We start from the raw sequence: 19,432 nt of genomic DNA, 5'->3' as shown, positions 1-19,432 counted from the left end.
GGACGACCCGTGCGAGGCGACCCGAAACCCCTGGTCGGGCCGGGGCGTTCACAGAATTGCGCTCACCACCGCCAGCCGGCGCCGCGGATGCCCGGGCGGACGTCGCGCAGCGCCAGCGTGGCCACGTGCGTGGCGCCGACCGGCAGCGGAGTGCCCGGGTGTTCGGGGCCGCCGAGCCCGCGTTGCTCGAACGACCGGACGCTGCCGGGTACGCGCGGGCCGAAGTGCACCTGGCAGACGTACTCGGGCACCGGGCGGGTGAACCGCCGGTGGTAGTGGTCGATGGGTGGCCCGGGCGGGAACCGGATCTCGTACTCCACGACCGCCACCTCGCCCAGCGCCAGCGGGTGGTCCAGGCGCAGCTCGCCGGCGACCATGCCGGTGCCCCGGTCCACGCCGACCCGCCCGAGCCGGGCGAACCGGACGTGGTGGTACGCCGGGTCGGCGGTCAGCGGCCCGTCCGCCTGGTAGTAGGTCATCAGCCGGTCCACGCCGTCGACGGCCGCTTCGGCGACCATCCGGACCTGCAGCGCGCGCTCGCAGCCGTGCTCGTCGAGCAGCATCCGGTCGTGGATCGACCAGAACGACAGCTGGCCGTCCGGCGGCGGTTTCAGCTCACCGGCCAGCGTCCGCAGCTCCGGCCACAGCCGGCGGCGCTCGATCCGGCACGCGGGCTCGCCGAGCCAGCGCCCGCGCGGGGCCTTGGGCCCGAGCCGCGAGGTCAGCGTGCCCGCCGCCAGGCCCAGCACCGCTTCCAGGTGCGTGACGGCGACCATCGACGTCTCGCGTTCCGGCTGCGAGCGGCCCCGCCGCCAGTAGGACAGCGCCGAGCGCGACAGGCGCACGCCCCGCGCGGCCAGGTGGTGCTGGAGCCGATCGAGCGACAGCCCGGATTCGTCGATCGCGGTGTCCAGCGTGACCGCGAACGATCCCGGAAGCGACCGAGTCACCCCTCCAGGATGATCACCCGCGCGGGGTTTCGGAACCGACGAAAGGCGCTGGTCCGGCCACCGTCGCGGGCGTGACAGTGGGAGCCGTGGACGAATCGTTCGCCGGCGCGCTGGACGCCGCCATCAGCGACGCCGGGCTGACCCTGGACCGCCTGCGCGAGCACCTCGCCGCGCGCGGGGTGCCGGTTTCGCGCAGCGCGCTCGCGTACTGGCGGCACGGGCGCTCCCGGCCGGGGCGCGAGACGTCGGTGCGGGCGGTCGTCGAGCTCGAGCAGGTGCTGGGCCTGGCGCCGGGCGCGCTCACGGCGTTGCTGGGCCCGGCCGAGCGGCGGCTGCCCCCGCTGCCGCGCACGCCGCTGCGGGAACGGCGCCGGCTGTGGCCGTCGGTCCGGCCGGTGTCCCTGGAGCTCCAGCCGCCGCCGGAGGACCAGCTGCGCCTCTGGTCGGTGCACGACCGGCTGGTCGTCGACGAACGCCAGGAGCGCCGGCTGCACGTCCGGCTGGTCGCCGAAGCGGCCGTCGACGGCGTGACCCGGATGCTGACCTACTACCAGACCGAAGACCTCGCCCGCAGCGCGCCGCGGTTCGCCGCCGGGCACTGCTGCCGGCTCGGCCGCACCCGGGCCGACACCGCGACCGGGCTGCTCGTCGGCGAGCTGGTCTTCGACCGCGAGCTGGCCGAGGGCGACGTCGCCGCCGTGGAGTACGAGCTGGTGTTCCCGCCCGGCCGCGCCGTGCACGGCTACCACCGCAGGCTCACCCGGCCGACACCGCTCTACACCTGCGAACTCCGGTTCGGCCGGGACGCGCCGTCGTGCGTGCGCCGGTTCGTCCAGCGCGACCTCGCCGCGCCCCGGCGGCACGTCGAACGGCTGCGGCTGGGTGCGGACCACGCCGTGACGCTCGCGGCGCGCGACCTGCGCGCCGGGATCGTCGGCACCAGCTGGACGTGGTAGCGGCAATTCTGTGGACGCGGGCGCCCGACCTGGGGCTTTCCCGGGGCCCCGGCGGGGTTTCCACTTCCGCTGGAGCCACCGGCGACGTCGTTCTTAGCGTGCGTGGTGCGGTATTCCCTCCTCACCTCCCGGAGCAGCACATGCGAAAGCCTTCTCTGCTCGTGGCCGCCTTCCTGGCGACGGCGGCCCTCTCCCCACCGCCGGCCGCGGCCGCGCCACCCCCGCTGGTGCCGCTGGGCACGGCGCCCGCCGTCCCGGCCGGCGCCACCGCGGACGGTTCGGCGCTGCCCGGGCGGCTCACCGTCTCCGTCGCGCTGAAACCGCGTGACGCGGCCGGGGCCGAACGGTACGTCGCCGCCACGGCGGACCCCGCTTCCCCGGTGTACCACCGCTACCTGAGCGCCGCGGAGTACACCGAGCGGTTCGGCCCGGCGCCGTCGTCGGTCGACCAGGTGCGGGAGTACCTGTCCGGCAAGGGGTTGCGCGTCGAGGACGTCACGGGCAACCGCCAGGTCGTCACCGCGTCCGGGCCGCCGTCGGCGGTGGAAAGCGCTTTCGGCACGTCCGTTTCCGGGTTCCGCTCGGCCACCGGTGAGCGGTTCTTCAACGCCACCAAGGGCATTGCGGTCCCGGCGGGCGTCGCGACGATCGTCCGCGGCGTCACCGGCCTCACGAACCGGCCGGCCGCGCACCGGGCGAGCGGGCCCGCGGGACCCGCCGGGCCGGCGGGCGGCTACACCCCGGCCCAGCTCCGGACCGCGTACAGCATGGGCGGGCTGTCCGGCGGCTACGACGGCTCGGGCGAGACGGTCGGGCTGATCGAGTTCGACACCTTCAAGCAGGCCGACATCGACGCCTGGACGCAGTACTTCAAGCAGCCCGCCGTCACCCCGGAGCTGGTGAAGGTCGACGGCGGCGTGCCGAACCCCGGCAGCGACCAGCTGGAGGTCACCCTCGACATCCAGGCCGTCGCCGCCACCGCGCCGAAGGCCAAGCAGGTCGTCTACTCCGCGCCCAACTCCGACCAGGCGTGGGTGCACGAGATGGCGAAGATCGCGTCGGACAACAAGATCACCATCCTGTCGGGGTCCTGGCTGAACGGCGAGGTGTGCGAGTCGGACCCGATCGCGGCCTCGCACGACTCCTACACGCAGCTCGCCGCGCAAGGCGTCACGATGCTTTCGGCGTCCGGCGACTGGGGCGGCACGGGCTGCGGCTACCAGGGCGACAACCGCACGATCCAGGCCGACTACCCGGCCAGCGACCCGCTGTTCACCGGCGTCGGCGGTACGCAGCTGCGGACGTCCGACAGCGCGGGGACCTGGCAGGCGGAGTCGTGCTGGAACCAGGGCAGCAGCGGCAACACCCGTTCGGGCGGCGGCTATTCGAAGATCTACGCCCGCCCGGACTGGCAGCCGGGCACGAACCAGTACCGCTCGGTGCCCGACGTCTCGCTCCTGGCCGACTACGGCGCCGGCGCGCTTTCGGTGTACATGAACGGCGGCTGGCAGGACGTCGGCGGCACGAGCCTGTCCTCCCCGCTGTGGGCGGGGTACGTCGCCATGCTGAACCAGAAGTCCCTCGGCGGCGGCAAGTCCCGGCTGGGGCAGCTGAACCCGGACATCTACAAGATCGCGGGCTCGGCCGACTACGCCTCGACGTTCCACGACGTCACCTCGGGCGGCAACGGCACGTACAACGCGGGCACCGGCTACGACCTGTGCACTGGCTGGGGGTCGCCCAAGGCCGACGCGCTGGGCGCGAAGCTGCTCGGCGGCGGCGAAACCCCGCCGCCCTCGGGGGACTTCACGCTGTCGGCCTCGCCGTCCTCGGGCAGTGTGGCGGCGGGGAGTGCGGTGAGCACGACGGTCACCGCGGCCGCTCCCGCGTCCTCGGGCATCGTCGGCGGCACCCCCACGACGACGGCGGCCCACCCGTTCATCATCTCGATGCGGCGTGAAGGGTCGGCGTTCCCCGGGCAGCAGTCCTGCACGGGCACGCTGTTCGGGCCGCACACGGTGCTGCTGGCCGCGCACTGCCTGCTGGAGAAGCCCGGGCACAAGTGGTTCGTCTACGGCGCCGACGACCTGACGCAGAACACCGGCACCACCGCGGAAATCGCGGCCCAGTGGGTCCACCCGGACTACTCGGACTGGAGCGCGGGGGCGGACGTCGCGGTCGTCACGCTGGACAGGGACGTGCCGGTGCCGTCCGGGATCACGTACCCGAAGCTCAACACCGATCCGGGCCTGGAAGCGGCCGGGACGAAGGGCCTCTCGATCGGGTGGGGCGAAACGGGCGCGAACACCTACAGCAACGTCCTGCGCCAGGCCGACATCCCGGTGGCGGCGGACAGCGCGTGCCGCGGCCGGTTCACCGACCCGCACGGCCAGGAGCAGTACAAGACGCCGTCGATGCTGTGCACGGGTTACGCCGACCACCACGCGAGCGCGTGCGTCGGCGACAGCGGCGGTCCGTACCTGGTCGGCAACACCGTCGTCGGGGTGTTCTCGTGGATGTCGACGGCGTGCGACTGGTACGCCGTGTACGCGCGGGTGTCGACCTACGCGGCGGACATCGCCCCGCACCTGCCGGGTGGGGACACCCCGCCGCCGTCCGGCGCGATCACGTTGACGGCCTCGGGCCTGCCGTCGGGCGCGACGGCAGCGTTCAGCCCGTCGAGCGTCGACGTCGGCGGCCACTCGACGCTCACGGTCACGACGAGCGCGAGCACCCCGGCCGGGACGTACGACGTCACGATCTCGGGCCGGAGCGCGAAGTCCACGCAGACGGCGCACTACAGCTTGACGGTCACCGGCGGGCCTTCGGCGGAGCTGAAGCTGACCAACCCGGGCACGCAGAACAGCCGGGTCGGCCAGCCGGCGAACGTGCCTCTGGCGGCGTCCGGCGGCACGACGCCTTACCGCTGGTCGTCGACGGCGCTGGCCCCGGGCCTGACCCTCGACCCGGCGAGCGGAGTCGTGTCGGGCACGCCGTCCCGCGCGGACAGCAGGCAGGTCACGGTCACGGTCACCGACGCGTCCGGCAAGAAGGCGACGGCGTCGTTCTTCTGGTTCGTGTTCGGCTGACCCGGTCGTGAGTGTTCAGGCGGGTCAGAACCGCCTGAACACTCACGACCTCCTGGCGTGCCTCAGCTTTCCGCGGCGCAGTGCGTGTCGCCCGGTCGCTGCCCGTTCACCAGGAACCCCGTCACCAGGGTGTTCCCGCACGTGTTGGGCCCGAACAGGTAAGCGCCGTGCCCGCCTTGGTCGATCGTGATCAGGCGGGCGCGGTCGCCGAACGCCGCGCGCAGCTTGCGGGCCCCGGACAACGGCGTCCCGGGGTCACGCTCGTTCTGCACCATCAGCACGTTCGCCGGGCCGCGGCCGGTGATCCGCACCCGCGGCTCGGCCGGCGGGGCCCAGTACGCGCACGCCGCGATGTTCGCGCCCGCCGCGCCGAGCATCGGGTACCGGACGCGGTCGATCGCCACGTCCAGCTGGTAGCTCGCGATCGACCGCGGCCACGCCGAGTCGCCGCAGATCACCGCGAAGCGGGACGCCAGCAGGTTTTCCACGCCCGTCACCGGTTCCGCCGGCGGCTTCGGGGCCCGGCCCTGCTCGAGCCCCTGCCAGTCCGCGGCCAAGGGCGCCAGGTCCGTCGAGTACAGGCCCTCGAACGTCAGGCCGCGGAAGACCGAGCCGGTGATGCCCTCGACCGGGTTGCGGTCCAGCCGCGTCGCGAGCTCGTAGAACTTGGCCGTCACCTGCGCGGTCGTGCGGCCGAGCCCGTACTCCGGGTGCGCCGCGGCGAACTTCGCGAAGTCCGGGAACCGGTCCTCCATGCCCCGCGCGAAGCCGCGCATCGCCTCGATGTCGTAGCCGCCCGGCCCGAGGCTGCTGTCCAGCACGAACCGGTCGCTGCGCTCGGGGAACAGCGACGTGTACACCGCGCCCAGGTATGTGCCGTACGACGCGCCGAGGTAGGACACCGTGGACTCACCCAGCGCCGCGCGGATGCGGTCCATGTCCCGCGCGGTGTTCGCCGTGGTGACGTGGGGCAGCATCGACCCGGTCTTCGCGTCCGCGCACTGCTTCGCCTCGGCCTTCGCCAGCTGAGCCTGCTTGACGACGTCGGCCGGGCCCTTCGCGTACGGCAGGTTGCCGACGGCGATCTGTTCCGGCGTCAGGTCGCACGTCACCGGCGTGCTGTGCGCGACCCCGCGCGGGTCGAAGCCGACGATGTCGTAGGCGTCGAGCACGTCCTGCGGCAGCTTCACGTACTTCAGCAGCTGCGGGTAGTCCAGGCCCCCGCCGCCGGGCCCGCCCGGGTTGGTCAGCAGCACACCCCGCCGCTTCGCCGGGTTCTTGCTCGGCAGGCGCGACACGGCGACGTCGATCGCCTTTCCGCCCGGGTCCCCGTAGTCCAGCGGGACCTTCATCGTCGTGCACTGCAGGTCGGGCGTCGGGAAGGCCCCGGCCGGGCACGGTCCCCAGCTCAAGGTGTTCGGCGCGGCGGACGCGGCGGGGACGACGATCGTCGCGCCCACCACCGCGATCGCGGCCGCCAGCAAGGTTTTGCGCATCGGATTTCCTTTCGTTCGCACCGCGGTCAGCGGCGCGGTTCCCAGCGGAACAGCCGCGTCGCCAGCACGACCGCGACGACGACCCAGGCCAGGGTCGGGGCGAACAGGACCAGCGAATCGGCGACCGGGCGGCCGCCGTTCCAGGCGTCGAGCACCAGCTCGGCCGCCGAACCACCGGGCAGCAGGCGCTTGAGCAGCGTCAGCTCGCCGGTGCCGGTGAGGCCGACCCAGCCGGCCACCGCGATCACGCCGAGGCTGATCGGCAGCGTCGTCACCTGCGCGTGTTCGGGCGAGTTCGTCAGCCCGGCCGTGGCCAGGCCGAGCGCGAGCATCATGACCACGGTGGCCACGACGGCCGCGGCCAGCAGCAGCGGGTTCGCCGGCTTCCCGGTGACCACGGCCAGCACCGCGAGCAGCACGGCGATCTGCACCACCGCGATCACGGTGACCGGCAGCAGCAGCCCGCCGAGGATCCCGGCGTCGCCCGCCGCGGTGGAGCGCAGGCGCTTGAGGAACAGGTTCTGGCGGCGGGCGGCCAGCGTCGTCACCGTCGTGGTGTAGAGGCCGATGCCCAGCACGAAGAACAACGTCAGCGTGGCGATGTAGCCGAGGCTCCCCACCTCGGCGAACACGTCGTGCCGGGCGATGAAGAACGCGCTGAGCGCGGCCGGCAGCACCAGGGCGGTGACCAGGACGAGCCGGTTCCGGAAGAGCTGGATCAGCTCGCCGCGGGCGATCGTCAACATCATTCGTCCTTTCCGGAGTTTTCGATGGCGCGGAAGACGTCGTCCAGGCGCGTCGGCCCGGCCTGCAGGTCGAGCAGCTCCACGGCCTGGTCCTGCGCCCACGCGAGCAGCGTGTGGAGGTCCTTCTGCAGGCCGAACGTCTCGACGAGGAACTTGCCGTCGGCGCCGCGCGTGGCGAGCAGCGGCGGTGACGGCGCGTGCGCCGGGAGTCCGAAGTGGATGGTCGAGGGCAGCGTCCTGGTCAGCTCGGCGACCGTGCCCTCGCGGTGGAACGCGCCCTGGTGCATGAGCCCGATGCGGTCGGCGCGCTGCTGGGCTTCCTCGAGGTAGTGCGTGGTGAGCACGACGGTGGAGCCGTCCTCGCGCAGCCGGTCGACGGCGTCCCAGAGCGCGTCGCGCGACTGGATGTCGAGGCCGGTGGTGGGCTCGTCGAGGAACACCAGCTCCGGCGTGCCGTAGACGGCGGTGGCGAAGTCGAGCCGCCGCTTCTCACCGCCCGAGAGCTGCCCGACCTTGGTGCTCGCCTTGCGGGTGAGGCCGACCACGCCGAGCACGCGCCCGGCGTCGTCGTGGCGTTCGGTGAGCCGCCCGACCAGCGAGACGGTCTCGCGCACGGTCAGGTCGGCGGAGAACCCGCTCTCCTGCAACATGATCCCCATCCGCGGGCGGACGGCGGCGCGGTCGCGGGGGTCCTTACCGAACACCCGCACGGCACCGGAAGTCGGCGCGCGGTGGCCTTCGACCGTCTCCAGGGTCGAGGTCTTCCCGGCGCCGTTGGTGCCGAGCAGGGCGTACAGCTCCCCGCGGTCCACTTGGAACGAAAGGTCCTTCACGGCGGGGAAACCGCCGTAGGTGAGGGTGAGGCGATCGACGTCGATGACGGGTGTCGTGGACATGCCCCGAATTCCAGCGGGGATCGGCGCCGCCCGGCAGTGAGGCGACGTCACCCGGATACATGACGCAGTGTCACTGGTGGCGCCCGCGGATCCCGTTACGCTCGGGTTCGTGGAGGTACCGATGATCGCGCGCCGGAGCTCCTGGACGGGTGGGGGCGTCCAGGAGCGCCTGCGCCGGCTGAACCTGATCACGACCGTCCCGCCGCTGGTGATCGTCGGCCTGCTGCTGCTGTTCCTGACCGCCCGGTCCTGGTGGCACGTCGTGATCCAGGTCGTCGGGCTGGTCGCGGCGCTGGCGACGGCCGAGCGCTGGACCGCGGGGGACTACCTGCGCGTCGCGCGCCCGAGCCTGGTCGTCACCGCGGTGGTCTGGCTGGCCGGGGCGCTGACCGACGACACCGCCGCGTTCTTCGGCCTGTCCGTCGTGGGTTCGTACCTCATCCCGCCGCTGCCGCGACACCGGCTCGCCGCGCTGGGCGGGCTGGCCGCCCTGATCGCGGCCCTGGGCGCGACGAACGCACTCGTGCACGACGACCGGATCGGCTGGCGGCTGTTCCAGTTCGCCGCCGTCCCGGCGTTCGCCATGCTGTTCTCGACCGCGTTCATGTTCGCCAGCCAGCGCTTCTTCGACCTGATCGCCGAGCTGGAACAGTCCCGCGAGCGGGAAGCGGAGCTGGCCGTCACCCGGGAACGCGTGCGCTTCGCCGGCGACCTGCACGACATCCAGGGCCACACCCTGCACGTCGTCAAGCTGAAGGTGGCGCTGGCCGAGAAGCTGCTGGACCGCGAACCCGACCGGGCGCGCGAGGAGCTGCGGGAAGTGCACAGCCTGGTCGGCGACACCATCGTCCAGACCAAGGAACTCGCCTACGCCCAGCGGCGGCTCAACCTGTCCGCCGAGCTGGAGAACGCCAAGAACCTCTTCGAGGCGGCGGGGATCCACGTCCGGGTCGAGCGGGAGTCCGAAGTGGACGACGCCGCGAGCGAGCTGCTCGGCCAGGTCCTGCGCGAGACGACGACCAACATCCTGCGCCACGCCGAGGCCCGCCAGGTGCGGATCACGCTGACCCGCCGCGGGATCGCGATCGTCAACGACGGCGCCCCGGACACCGGCCCGCTCGAGCTGAGCGGGCTCGCGGTCCTCCGGCACCGCCTGGCCGGGCACGGCGCCGAGCTGGAAGTCTCGCACTCCGACGGCCGGTTCCGCACCGCGGCGGCCTTCCCCGCGCCGAAGGAGGCCCGACGATGACGACGGTGGTGCTCGCCGACGACGAAGCCCTGCTCCGCAAGGCACTGGCCGCGCTGCTGCCCCTGGAAGGCGGGATCACGGTGCTGGCCGAGGCCGAAGACGGTGAATCGGCGGTCACCGCCACCCTGGAGCATCGGCCGGACGTGCTGGTCATCGACCTCGAAATGCCCGGCGTCGACGGCCTCGGCGCGGTCGAGCGGATCCGCCGCGCCCATCCCGGCCAGGTGATCCTGATGCTGACCCGGCACGCCCGCCCCGGCGTGCTCCGCAAGGCGCTGAAGCTCGGCGTCCAGGGCTTCGTCAGCAAGGCGGCGGAACCGGCGCACATCACGTCGGTGATCAAGACCCTGCACGCGGGCAAGCGCTGGATCGACCCGGACGTCTCGGCCCTCGCCGTCGTCGACGACTGCCCGTTGACCGACCGCGAGCTCGACGTCCTGCGCGCGACCCGCGACGGCTACTCGGTGGCCGACATCGCGGCCCGGCTGCACCTCGCCGAGGGCACGGTCCGCAACTACCTGTCGAACGCGATGCAGAAGACCCAGACCCGCACCCGTCACGAAGCGGCCCGCTACGCGCGTGAGCACGACTGGCTCTAGGTCGCGTCTGACCATGCTTTGGTCCAGGTGACCACGGCGTGGAGAACGACGGCTGATCGGTGGACGATGGCGAGCTTGTCGTAGCGAGTGGCCGGGCCGCGCCATTGTTCGAGCAGGGTGAAGTGACGTTCGACCGCGGTAGTCCTCCATGTCGAAGGCGGGTGGACGTCCGCCGCGGGAACCGCGGCGTTGGCGATGCCCGGCCTGATCGGCGGGTTCAGGGATGCGGCGGTGATACCGCGGCCGCGCAGATGCCCGCGGATCGCGCGCGAGGAGTAGGCCTTGTCGCCGCGGACGCGGTCGGACCGGGTCCGGGCGCGACCGCGTCCAGCTCGGCGGATGCGCAGGTGCCGCATCAGGTGCGGGAACATCGGTGCGTCACCGGCCTGGCCGGTCCGGCCGACGCCACCAGAGGTCGGCCGTTGCCGTCGACGAGGTGGTGCACTTCGGTGCTCCCGCCGCCGCGGGAGCGGCCGATGGCGTGGTCAGGCGGCTCGGTCAGCAGTTCCGTGTAGTTCGACCCAGCTCCCTGTGGGCCGGGTGATGTCGGTGGCGTGCTGATGCGCCCGCGCTTCGGTGAGCAGGCGCCGCAGTGGGGTATCCCAGGTGCCGTCACCGGTCATCCGGCGGTGCCAGGTCCAGATCGTCTGCCACGGTCCGAAAACCGCAGCCGCATCCCGCCACGGGACCCACACCGATACCGGTGGGTGATCCCCTCGATCACCACCCACTGAGCATCCGGAAGCACCTGAAACCGCGACACGACCGGCAGTATCCCGGCAACCAGCGAATCCTTTTGCCAGACACGCCCTAGCCCGGTTGGCCCCTTGACACGCGACGGTGTCATGCTTTCGGGGTCAGGAGGGGGGAGCTGCTGGTGCACCCGAAGAACACGCCGATCGACCCCGAGTGGCGGGAGCGGCTCGTGCACGCCGCCGTCCGGCTGGCGCAGCGCGGCGGCATCGCGAGCGTCACGGCCGATGCGGTGACGGCCGAAGCGGGTCTCCCGGACGGCGCCGCGGCCGAACACTTCCCGTCGGTGCCCGCCCTGTTGTTCGAGGTCGGCTCCCGCGTCCTGCGGCTGCGGACGGACACGCTGCGCGAGTGGCTGGACGGCACCAGCCCGGAGAACGTGGTGCCCCGGCTGGCGGAGCTGATCCACCACCAGCTGACCGAGCAGCGGGCGACGAGCGTGGTCGCCTACGAGCTGTACGCGCTGGGGACCAGGCACGAGGAGTTCCGCCAGGCCAGCCGCCTGTCGAACGCCCGCCTGCGCGAGCGGCTGGCGGAGGTCCTGCCCCCGGCCGAGGCGGCTCGCCTGGCCGCGACCGCCGACGGCTTCCAGCTCCAGTGCCTGTTCGAGGTGGAGACGCCGACCGTCGAGCAGATCGAGTGGGTCCTGACCGGCTGAGCTTCAGCGGAAGACCACCACGAGGGCGGGCGCCAAGCCCAGCACGACGCAGGCCAGGCCGGCACCCCAGCTCGCCCGGCGCCGCGCCGACCAGACCGCGAGCCCGCCGGCCAGCACCGTCCACCCGACGGCGACGGCGGCCGCCGTGAACATCGCCCCGGAGCCGGTCCAGTCGCGGCCACCGCTCGCCAGACCGGCGATCAGCAGGAGCGCGCCCCCGGCGGCGACCCCCAGCGCGATCAGGACGAGCCCCAGCGCCACGACCACGGTTCTCGCCACGTGCCCATCGTCTCGCACGCCCGGAATCCGCCGGCGTCACGTCCCCTCGGTCGGCACGAGCACCTCGACCACACCGCCGCTCTCCCGCACGACCAGGTGCGGCAACGGCGGCGGCGTCACCGGCAGCTGGTGCATCAGGACCGCCCCGTCGACGGCGAACGAAGTCCGGTGGCACGGGCAGTTCAGCCGCCGCGCCGGTGCGTCCAGGTTCAGCCGGCAGCCGAGGTGCGTGCAGGTCGCCGACACCGCCCGCACTTCGCCGCCGGAGCGGTGCACGAACCCCGCCACCGCGCCGAAGTCGAACGGCCGCACCCCGCCCTCGGGCAGGTCGTGCCCCGCGACGACGATCCGCCACTCGCCGTTCTCCGGCCGCAACGTGTCCTCCGCCGCCGGTCCGGCACCGGCCGTCACCAGGTACTCGACGCCGGCACCCGCCGCGGCCGCCACCGCGGCGGCCGAGGACACCTGGATGAACCGGCGCCGGTTGCCGGCCGGCGCCGGCTCCTCGAACTCCCTGGCGAGCCGCCGGTGCAGGTCCGCGACGAACTCCTCGCTCGCCGCGGCACCCCCGGGCCGGGCGGCGCGCAGCAGCACCGCGGTCCGCAGCTCGGCTTCGTCGCCCGGCCCGGCCGCGAACGGGTGCGGCCGTCGCCGCCGCAGGAGGTCCTTGACGAACCGGCGGACGCCTCGAGTGCTCACGTGTCCATCCCTTCCGCCAGCTGAGCCGCCTGGCGCAGCGCCCGGTGCTGCAGCACCTTCGCGTTGCCGACGGTGGTGCCCAGCTGCTCCGCCGCCTCCTTCAGCGAGCAGGCCTGCAGGAACCGCAGCCGCAGGATCCGCCCGTAGCGCTCGGGCAGCTGCGCGAGGATCGCTTCGGCGCGGACCAGGATGCGCGGGTCCACGGTGCCTGCTTCAAACATGGCGACGTCGTGCTCCTCGTCCAGGGTGGTGATCTCCCGGCCGAGCGTGCGCCGCCAGTGCCCGGCCAGCACCGTGCGCGCGGTGGCCAGCAGGTACGCCCGGACCTCGCCCACGCTCGCCGAGACCCGCAACGGCCGCAACGCCGTCAGGAAGACCTCGGTGGTGAGGTCTTCGGCGTCCGGCCGGTTGCCGACCTTCGAGAACATCAGCCGGAACACCCGGTCGACGTTGTCGCGGTAGACCGCCTCCCAGCCCGGGTAGACGTCCGCGCCGACCGCGTGCAGCCGCGGGCGCGGCGCCGCGCCCGCTTCGTCCTGTTCGGCGCGCTTGCGCCGGAACCGCTGTGCCACCGGCACCGCCCGCCTTCTCCCCGCCGGATTCTCCCGCCATCGAGGGATACGCGCCCGGGTTACGCCGTAACCCGTGGCCGTATCGGTGAGCGGACCCTCCGACGACCTGGGGAGCGAAATGACCACATCGATGTCGCGCCGGAACCTGCTCGTGGCGAGCGGAGCGGCGGCGGCCGCACTCGCCCTGCCCGCACCGGCCACGGCGTCACCCGCACGGGGTGGCGCCGACGTCGTCCTGGCCTGGAACCGGGAGCTGCTGACCATCGTCCGCACGCCCGGCCTGCAGCCCGCGACGGTGCACGCGACCCGCGGCTTCGCCCTGCTGCACGCGGCGATCCACGACGCGGTCGTCGCGACCACCGGCACCGGGCGGCCGTACCTGTTCACCGTCGACGCCCCGCCCCACGCGGCCCCGGAAGCGGCGGCGGCCCAGGCCGCCCACGACGTCCTGGCCGCCCTCTACCCGGCGCGGTCCGCGGAGCTCGCGAACCTGCTGTCCGGCCAGCTGGCCCGGCTGACCCCGGCCGGGCGCGACGCGGGTGCCCGCGCCGGCCACCTGGTCGCGCGCCTGCTCCTCGGCCTGCGCGCGAACGACGGCTCGGCCGCGGTCCCGCCGGTCCTGCCGCCGGGCACCGCACCGGGGGAGTACCGCCCGACGCCGCCGGCGTTCGCCCCCGCCGCGTTCACGCACTGGGCCGCCGTGACGCCGTTCGTGCTCGACCGCGCCAACCGGTTCCGCCCGGGCGCTTACCCCGCGCTTTCCGGTGCGGTGTATGCGAAAGCCCTGCGGGAGGTCGCCGCGGCGGGCCGTGACACCAGCACCACCCGGACCGACGGCGAGACGGAGCAAGCCCGCTTCTGGGCGGCCCCGATCTGGAACTACTGGAACGAGATCGCCCAGTCGGTGGCCGGCGGCTCCCGCACCGGTCTCGTCGTCGCGGCCCGGGTGTTCGCCCGCCTGAACCTGGCCTTCGCCGACGCGGTGATCGCGTTCTACGAAGCCAAGTACCACCACCGGATCTGGCGCCCGATCACCGCCGTCCGCCTGGCCGGCGACGACGGGAACCCGGCCACGCGGGGCATCGCGGACTGGTCGAGCCTCGCGACGACCCCGGCCGACCCGGCGTACCCGGGCGCCCACAGCGTGATTTCCCAGGCGGGCGCCCTGATCCTGAGCCAGGAGTACGGCCCGCGCCGTGCGCTCGCGGTGACGTCGGAGGCCCTGCCGGGCGTGGTCCGCCACTTCACGACGTTCCAGGACGTGGCCGACGAAGCGGGCTTGAGCCGGCTCGTCGCGGGCGTCCACACCCGCTTGGACCACGACGCGGGCCGCCGGCTCGGCCAGGACGTCGCGGCGTTCGTCCTCCGCTCGTGACGCCGGCTCAGCGGGGCCCGTCGCGCAGCACCCCGCGGATGTGGTCCACGGAAAGGGATTCGGGTGCGAAGCCGGTCAGCAGCCAGGTCGCGCCCGCCCGCGCGTAGGGCGCGCTGTCCTCGCCGGGCTGGATTTCGGCGACGTAGTCGAACAGCCCGCCGCCGGTGCGCAGGGCCTCGACCTGGCCGACGGCTTCGGCGAAGCGGCCGGCCGAGCCGAGGTTCACCGGGAAGTACCCGTCGAGCCGCGCGGCCCGGCGCATCGGCCGGAGCTTGCCGGGAAAACCCGCCGCCCAGACGGGAATCCGCCCGACGGGCGTCGGCAGGAACCGGACGCCGTCCACGGTGTAGTGCTCACCGCGGTGGTGCACGACCTCCCCGGACCAGGCGGCGGCGAGGACTTCGAGCGCTTCGTCGAGCATGCGGGCGCGCACCCGGTCGTCGCACTCCTCACCGGTGCGCGAGAACTCCTCCCCGAACCGATCGCTCCCGAGCCCGGCGCCGAGCGTGAGCCGCCCACCCCCGAGCCGATCGAGACTCGCGGTCTCCCGCGCGAGCTTGACGGGCCGCCGCCGGCTGAGGGCGCTGACCATCGGCCCGAACCGCAGCCGCGAGGTGGCACACGCGACCGCGGCCAAGGTGATCCACGGATCGCCCACGGCGGCAACGGGTGCACGCCACCGGAGGTGGTCCCAGACGAAGAACCCGTCCCACCCGGCCTCTTCCGCCTCGGCGGCGAGCCGGGCGACGAGCGCGGGATCGGCGAGGTCGTCGAAGAGCGGCAGCCAGAGCGCGTGCTGTGGGGTCATGCCTGGAACGCTACGGAGCCGCGGCTGACGCGGAAAGTGGGTGACCCGGCTCGGTCAGTGCTCCCGGACGAGGATCGTGCGGGGGTCGAGGGAGCCGCGGGCCAGTTCCTCCGCGATCGTGCTCAGCCGGAGGTTGTGGCTGCGGCAGTAGGTGCGCAGGAGCTCGAAGGCCTGGTCCATCGGGATGCCGCCGGCGTGGAAGAGCACGCCCTTGGCCTGCTCGATGATCACCCGGTTGTTGAGCGCCGTCTGCAGCTGCTCGGTGAGGACTTCGCCGCGGCGGATGGCTCGTTCCTGGAGGATGCCGACCGTGGCCGTGTCGGCCAGTGCGCGGGCGACGCCGAGGTTCTCCTGCCCCACCAGGGCGGCGTCACGGCCGAAGAGGTTGAGCGCGCCGATGACCTGGCGCCGCAGGCGCAGGGGGATGGCCTGGACCGAGTGGTAACCCTCGGCGAGGGCTTCCGGGACGAACACGGGCCAGCGGTCCCGCTCCCTGGTGAGGTCGTCGGCGTGCACGGGAACGCCGGTGCGGTAGGTGTCCAGGCAGGGCCCTTGGCCGGCTTGGAGCTGCAGCAGCTCCAGCAGCCGGGTGCGCTCGTCGGACGCGGCCACGACGTGCAGGCTGCCCCGCTGGTCGGACAGCAGCAGGCCGGCCGCGCTCGCGCCGAGCAGGGTCACGCAGTAACCGGCGAGACGGTGCAGCAGGTCGGCCACGTCGTAGTCGTCGACCAGCGTGTCCGCCATGTCGACGAAGGCGCGCACCAACTGCTGCTCGCGAGTGGGGGCACTCCCAGCAGGTGGGGTGTTCATCATCATCTCCCCTGGGTCACGATACCGGCCGGGCGCGGGCGGGGCAGCCGGGTCGGAGGGCGGTGGGCGGTCATTCGTCGATCACTCTGGGGTGCAGCCGGCCGGCGACCAGGTCTTCGGCGAGGCCTTGGATCCGGCGCCCGTTGGCGAAGGCGTAGCCCCGCAGGCGCGCCAGTGCCTGTTCGGCGGAGATCGCGAACTCGGCGACGACGATCCCGGTCGCCTGGTGCACCACCGTCCGGTCGCGGACGAGCTCGGTGAGCCATTCTTCGCTGATTTCGCCCTCCGGCCCGGTGGCCGACACCGCCAGCAGCGCGCTGGTGGCGATGTCGACGATCTGCAGCGCGGTGGCCAGATCGGCCGGTGAGAGCCAGCCCGGCGTGCGCCGGTACATGTCCATCGCGCCGAACCTGGCCGGCCCGCGGCGGAGCGGGAACGCGAAGATCGCGCCGACCTGCTCCGGCGGGACCTCGGCCGCGAACATCGGCCAGGTGTGGTCCACCCGCTCGGCCAGGTTCGGCACCAGCACCGGACGGCCGGTGTCGAACGCCGCGAAACAGGGGCCTTCGCCGAGGCTGAACTGGACGTCCTCCAGGTGCTCGACCACGGGATCGCTGGCGTAGAGGCTCTGCCGGTGCTGCGTGCCCAGCATGATCGAGATCGACGCGCCGTCCACGGGCAGCAGGGAAACGCACGCCTGGCAGACGCGCATGAGCGGGTTCACGGAGTCCTTGCCGTCGCGCAGGGAGGCGAGGACCGCGGACAGCAGGCGGGGTACCGAATCCGCGACGTCCTCGGGTCCGGTCACCGGTTCTCACCGCCCTTTTCCGCCGCAGAGAGCTACCAGAGCTTTCCCGGCAGCGGTGAGGTGGTGGAGCCACGCCGGACATGCAGCCACGAGTCACTCGAGGACAACCGCCAAACCCGACCCTGCACACAGCACCGGCGCCGCCGGTCACCCGTCGTCGGTGCCGGGTCGAGGGTTCGCGGCGGGGGCGAGCGTCGCCCACACCACCTTTCCGCCCGACCACCGGGTGCTGCTGCCCCACCGCCGCGCGGTCTGCGCGACGATCTGCAGGCCGATGCCGGGATCGCGCAGCCCCGGTCGTTCGAGGAGGACCGCCGGGCGGGGGTTGTCGTCGGCGACGGCGATGGTGAGCAGCTTCCCGCGCAGATCGAGGCGCACGTCGGGCGCCGATCTCGTGTGCTGGAGCGCGTTGTCGACGAGTTCGCCCACGACCAGCAGCCCGTCGTAGGTCAGTCCGGGCACGCCCCAGTCCGTCGTGCACTCCCGGAGGAAGCCGCGGGCGAGCGTCGCCGCCTCGACGGTCTGGGGGAACTCCTGCCGCGCGGACCGCCGGGCGGGGATCTCCTGGTGGCGTTCGGCGGTCTCGACGTCGTCGTGGACCGCGACGTGCCGGTCGGTGCCGTGGCGGCGGAAGGTGCGCAGGTGGTCCCGCTGCCGGGTGACGACGGCGAACGGGATGCCGGGCCAGTGCCCGAGCCGCCGGGCGACGAGGGGGAAGACCGTCGCGGGCGCCAGCTCGCCGATGGTCAGGCCGCCGACGTCGGCGATCAGCCCGGGCGGACCGTCGGCGGCCACCTCCAGCAGGCCGTCGCGCAGGAACCCGTAGCCGGAGAGGTCGAGCTCCCCGGTGACGGTCACCAGCGTGCTGGCGGGCCGCCGCGCCGGTTCCAGGGTGATGCCGCGGGCGAGCACCGGACCGGGCCGCGGGTCCGGCGGCCGCGCGTCGGGCGGCCGGCTATCCATCGGCCGGGTGGCGCGACACCGGACCGTGTTCCCCGGCGTCGTGCCCGTCGGCTCGTTCCCCGGTCACGCGGCGACGTCGCCGGCTGGGCGTCAGCACGGCCCAGACGACCTTGCCCCCGGCCCAGGAGCGGCTGCACCCCCAGACGTGCGCGGTGTGCGCCACCATCCGGAGCCCGAGACCGCGTTCCGCGGGGCGTTCGAGCAGCACCGCCTGCCGCGGATCGTCGTCGGCGACCGAGACGGTCAGGGTGCCCGGCCGCAGCTCCAGCCGCAGCCGGGGGCGCGAATCCGTGTGCACGACCGCGTTCTCCACCAGTTCGGTCGCGACGAGCAGGGCGTCCTCGATGTGCTCGCGCACGCCCCAGAGCGAGCAGGTCCGTTCGACGAACGCCCGCGCGGCCGCGGACGCCCCCGGCGACGAGGCCAGCAGCTGGATGGCCCGCCGCCGGGCCGGCCGGATGCGCGCCCGTTCGGCCGCGCCGACATCGGCGTGGACGGACACGGCACGGGCCACGAGCCGCGCCACGTGGTCCGCGTGGTCGGTGACCACGGCGAACGGCAGCCCCGGCCAGTCCCCGATCCGGGCGGCGATCACGGCGAACACACCCAGCAACAGGTGGTCGCCGACTTCGAGCCCCCGGATGTCGGCGACGACGCTCTCCGGTGCGTCCGTGGCCACCTTGAGCACCCCGTCGCGCAGTTCGGGGTAACTGGCCGTGGTCAGGGTCCCGGTCAGGGTCGCCACGGTCGACTCCGCCCGGTAGCTCGGCACCAGGTGCAGGCCGTTTTCAGTGCTCATGGCCCCGCCTCGCTCCCACGACGCCGTCGGCGGCTTTGAGCCCGAGCGTGGCCAGCAGCGACGCGCAGTCACGAGCATCGGTGGCGGCCGAGGCGACCACCCGGGCGCCGCGGTACCGCTGCTCAGGGGTGAGCCCCGTGCTCCCGGTGACGTCGGGCGGCCCCGGGTCCCGCTTCAGCGGGGCGGCAGCACGCATGGGAACGCCGTTCCACGGAACGTCGCGGTGATCATCGAATCCTCCGCCGGTCTCGACCACTTTGGTGGCACCGCCGGGGGCTGGGGCGGAACGCGCCGCCGCCCGACATCGACGTCGGCGCGGCTGGTGCACCCAGTCTAGCCCCGGGCAAGCCACGGCGAAACCGCCGCGCGCGTGGGCAACCGAGTCCAAAGTGGAGAGAAAGGGGGGAGCGGCAAAGCGAAAACCCGCCCGGCTGGGCCCGGCGGAATTGCTGTCCATCGGCCAATTGACCATTCATCCGCCCCGACGCGCCGTTCGGCGACTTCGCGATTGCCGCCCCGGCGGGCGCGTCCATACCCTCGAATCCAGGGCAAGTGTGTGTGGGGGGAAATGGAGCACTCACGACTGGTCGTCCATCGCACGGTGCTCGCGGTGGATATCGAAGGATATGGTCACCAGGGGAGGACCACGCCGCACCGGCTGGTGGTCCGGCAAGGTCTCGACCTCGCGTTGCGTCGTGCCTTCAAGGAGGCCGGCGTACCCTGGTTCGACTGCAAGCACGAGAGCACCGGCGACGGAACCCTCGTGCTCGTACCGGCGCAGGTGCTCAAAGGTCCTTTCGTCGAGGTTCTTTCCGCGGCTCTCGCCCGGGAACTCCGGCAGCACAATGACGCGCACCGGGCGGAGGAGCGGATCCGGCTGCGAATGGCGCTTCACGCGGGAGAAGTCGCCTATGACGACCAGGGGGC

At 73.1% G+C, this 19,432-nt stretch carries 21 protein-coding genes; 6 read left to right on the top strand and 15 right to left on the bottom strand.

The features are described 5' to 3' along the window. Positions 1-62: 62 nt before the first annotated feature. Positions 63-950: an XRE family transcriptional regulator gene (locus tag MUY14_RS29450; RefSeq protein ID WP_247014006.1), complete on the bottom strand. Its 888-nt coding sequence runs from the start codon at positions 948-950 to the stop codon at positions 63-65. Positions 951-1,036: 86 nt separating this feature from the next. Between MUY14_RS29450 and MUY14_RS29445 the strand changes: the two genes are divergently transcribed. Together MUY14_RS29445 and MUY14_RS29440 are read left to right on the top strand one after the other, a co-directional pair. Then, positions 1,037-1,906: an XRE family transcriptional regulator gene (locus MUY14_RS29445; protein ID WP_247014004.1), complete on the top strand. Its 870-nt coding sequence runs from the start codon at positions 1,037-1,039 to the stop codon at positions 1,904-1,906. A 140-nt stretch (positions 1,907-2,046) separates the two neighbouring features. Beyond that, a complete protein-coding gene (locus tag MUY14_RS29440; protein ID WP_247014002.1) occupies positions 2,047-4,995 on the top strand; it encodes a trypsin-like serine protease in 2,949 nt (982 codons plus the stop codon). Between the two features lie 62 nt (positions 4,996-5,057). Here MUY14_RS29440 and MUY14_RS29435 read toward each other — a convergent pair whose 3' ends face one another. From MUY14_RS29435 to MUY14_RS29425, 3 genes are read right to left on the bottom strand one after another with little or no spacing between them, the layout of a single operon-like run. Then, complete coding sequence (locus tag MUY14_RS29435) at positions 5,058-6,491, bottom strand: alpha/beta hydrolase (protein WP_247014000.1); 1,434 nt, start codon at positions 6,489-6,491, stop codon at positions 5,058-5,060. A 26-nt stretch (positions 6,492-6,517) separates the two neighbouring features. Further along, the gene (locus MUY14_RS29430; protein ID WP_247025297.1) at positions 6,518-7,237 is read right to left on the bottom strand and encodes an ABC transporter permease; all 720 of its coding nucleotides are present in this window, start codon (positions 7,235-7,237) and stop codon (positions 6,518-6,520) included. After that, on the bottom strand, positions 7,237-8,133 hold the full coding sequence (locus tag MUY14_RS29425) for an ABC transporter ATP-binding protein (RefSeq protein ID WP_247013998.1): 897 nt from the start codon (positions 8,131-8,133) through the stop codon (positions 7,237-7,239). The genes MUY14_RS29430 and MUY14_RS29425 overlap by 1 nt, the downstream gene beginning before the upstream one ends. Before the next feature lie 109 nt (positions 8,134-8,242). Here MUY14_RS29425 and MUY14_RS29420 point away from each other — a divergent pair, with 109 nt between their 5' ends. Together MUY14_RS29420 and MUY14_RS29415 are read left to right on the top strand one after the other, a co-directional pair. Beyond that, positions 8,243-9,382 (top strand): sensor histidine kinase, encoded by a 1,140-nt coding sequence (locus MUY14_RS29420; RefSeq protein ID WP_247013995.1) that lies wholly within the window; start codon positions 8,243-8,245, stop codon positions 9,380-9,382. After that, complete coding sequence (locus MUY14_RS29415; protein WP_247013993.1) at positions 9,379-9,981, top strand: response regulator transcription factor; 603 nt, start codon at positions 9,379-9,381, stop codon at positions 9,979-9,981. Before MUY14_RS29420 ends, MUY14_RS29415 begins: the two co-directional genes overlap by 4 nt. Here MUY14_RS29415 and MUY14_RS29410 read toward each other — a convergent pair. Beyond that, positions 9,978-10,352 (bottom strand): transposase, encoded by a 375-nt coding sequence (locus tag MUY14_RS29410; protein WP_247013990.1) that lies wholly within the window; start codon positions 10,350-10,352, stop codon positions 9,978-9,980. The genes MUY14_RS29415 and MUY14_RS29410 overlap by 4 nt on opposite strands. 506 nt (positions 10,353-10,858) lie before the next feature. On the opposite strand from MUY14_RS29410, the gene MUY14_RS29405 reads away from it, so the two are divergent. Further along, entirely contained in the window at positions 10,859-11,392 is a 534-nt protein-coding gene (locus MUY14_RS29405; protein WP_247013989.1) for a TetR/AcrR family transcriptional regulator, read from the top strand. Between the two features lie 3 nt (positions 11,393-11,395). On the opposite strand, the gene MUY14_RS29400 is transcribed toward MUY14_RS29405, so the two are convergent. From MUY14_RS29400 to MUY14_RS29390, 3 genes are read right to left on the bottom strand one after another with little or no spacing between them, the layout of a single operon-like run. Continuing rightward, positions 11,396-11,671: a hypothetical protein gene (locus tag MUY14_RS29400; protein WP_247013986.1), complete on the bottom strand. Its 276-nt coding sequence runs from the start codon at positions 11,669-11,671 to the stop codon at positions 11,396-11,398. A gap of 36 nt (positions 11,672-11,707) precedes the next feature. Then, complete coding sequence (locus MUY14_RS29395; protein ID WP_247013984.1) at positions 11,708-12,370, bottom strand: ubiquinol-cytochrome c reductase iron-sulfur subunit; 663 nt, start codon at positions 12,368-12,370, stop codon at positions 11,708-11,710. Further along, the gene (locus MUY14_RS29390; RefSeq protein ID WP_247013982.1) at positions 12,367-12,948 is read right to left on the bottom strand and encodes an RNA polymerase sigma factor; all 582 of its coding nucleotides are present in this window, start codon (positions 12,946-12,948) and stop codon (positions 12,367-12,369) included. The genes MUY14_RS29395 and MUY14_RS29390 overlap by 4 nt, the downstream gene beginning before the upstream one ends. A 112-nt stretch (positions 12,949-13,060) precedes the next feature. On the opposite strand from MUY14_RS29390, the gene MUY14_RS29385 reads away from it, so the two are divergent. Beyond that, positions 13,061-14,317 (top strand): vanadium-dependent haloperoxidase, encoded by a 1,257-nt coding sequence (locus MUY14_RS29385; protein WP_247013981.1) that lies wholly within the window; start codon positions 13,061-13,063, stop codon positions 14,315-14,317. A 7-nt stretch (positions 14,318-14,324) separates the two neighbouring features. Here the strand turns inward: MUY14_RS29385 and MUY14_RS29380 are convergent, their stop codons facing one another. The 7 genes from MUY14_RS29380 to MUY14_RS29350 all read right to left on the bottom strand — a co-directional run bounded on the left by MUY14_RS29380 (position 14,325) and on the right by MUY14_RS29350 (position 19,400). After that, the gene (locus MUY14_RS29380) at positions 14,325-15,125 is read right to left on the bottom strand and encodes an LLM class flavin-dependent oxidoreductase (protein ID WP_247013979.1); all 801 of its coding nucleotides are present in this window, start codon (positions 15,123-15,125) and stop codon (positions 14,325-14,327) included. Positions 15,126-15,179: 54 nt separating this feature from the next. Continuing rightward, positions 15,180-15,887 (bottom strand): GAF and ANTAR domain-containing protein, encoded by a 708-nt coding sequence (locus MUY14_RS29375; protein ID WP_315863232.1) that lies wholly within the window; start codon positions 15,885-15,887, stop codon positions 15,180-15,182. A 118-nt stretch (positions 15,888-16,005) separates the two neighbouring features. Then, positions 16,006-16,743, bottom strand: a complete 738-nt coding sequence (locus MUY14_RS29370; RefSeq protein WP_247013977.1) for a GAF and ANTAR domain-containing protein — start codon at positions 16,741-16,743, stop codon at positions 16,006-16,008. Between the two features lie 147 nt (positions 16,744-16,890). Then, a complete protein-coding gene (locus MUY14_RS29365) occupies positions 16,891-17,706 on the bottom strand; it encodes an ATP-binding protein (protein WP_247013976.1) in 816 nt (271 codons plus the stop codon). Beyond that, complete coding sequence (locus MUY14_RS29360; RefSeq protein ID WP_247013974.1) at positions 17,699-18,505, bottom strand: ATP-binding protein; 807 nt, start codon at positions 18,503-18,505, stop codon at positions 17,699-17,701. The genes MUY14_RS29365 and MUY14_RS29360 overlap by 8 nt, the downstream gene beginning before the upstream one ends. Then, the gene (locus MUY14_RS29355) at positions 18,495-18,701 is read right to left on the bottom strand and encodes a hypothetical protein (RefSeq protein ID WP_247013972.1); all 207 of its coding nucleotides are present in this window, start codon (positions 18,699-18,701) and stop codon (positions 18,495-18,497) included. Before MUY14_RS29355 ends, MUY14_RS29360 begins: the two co-directional genes overlap by 11 nt. Before the next feature lie 381 nt (positions 18,702-19,082). Then, entirely contained in the window at positions 19,083-19,400 is a 318-nt protein-coding gene (locus MUY14_RS29350; protein ID WP_247013970.1) for a hypothetical protein, read from the bottom strand. Positions 19,401-19,432 lie beyond the last annotated feature (32 nt).

It is taken from the genome of Amycolatopsis sp. FBCC-B4732 (genome assembly GCF_023008405.1).
GTDB classification, from domain to species: domain Bacteria; phylum Actinomycetota; class Actinomycetes; order Mycobacteriales; family Pseudonocardiaceae; genus Amycolatopsis; species Amycolatopsis pretoriensis_A.
Note: the sequence above shows the minus strand (reverse complement) of the source record. Positions and strands in the feature narration are given on the sequence as shown.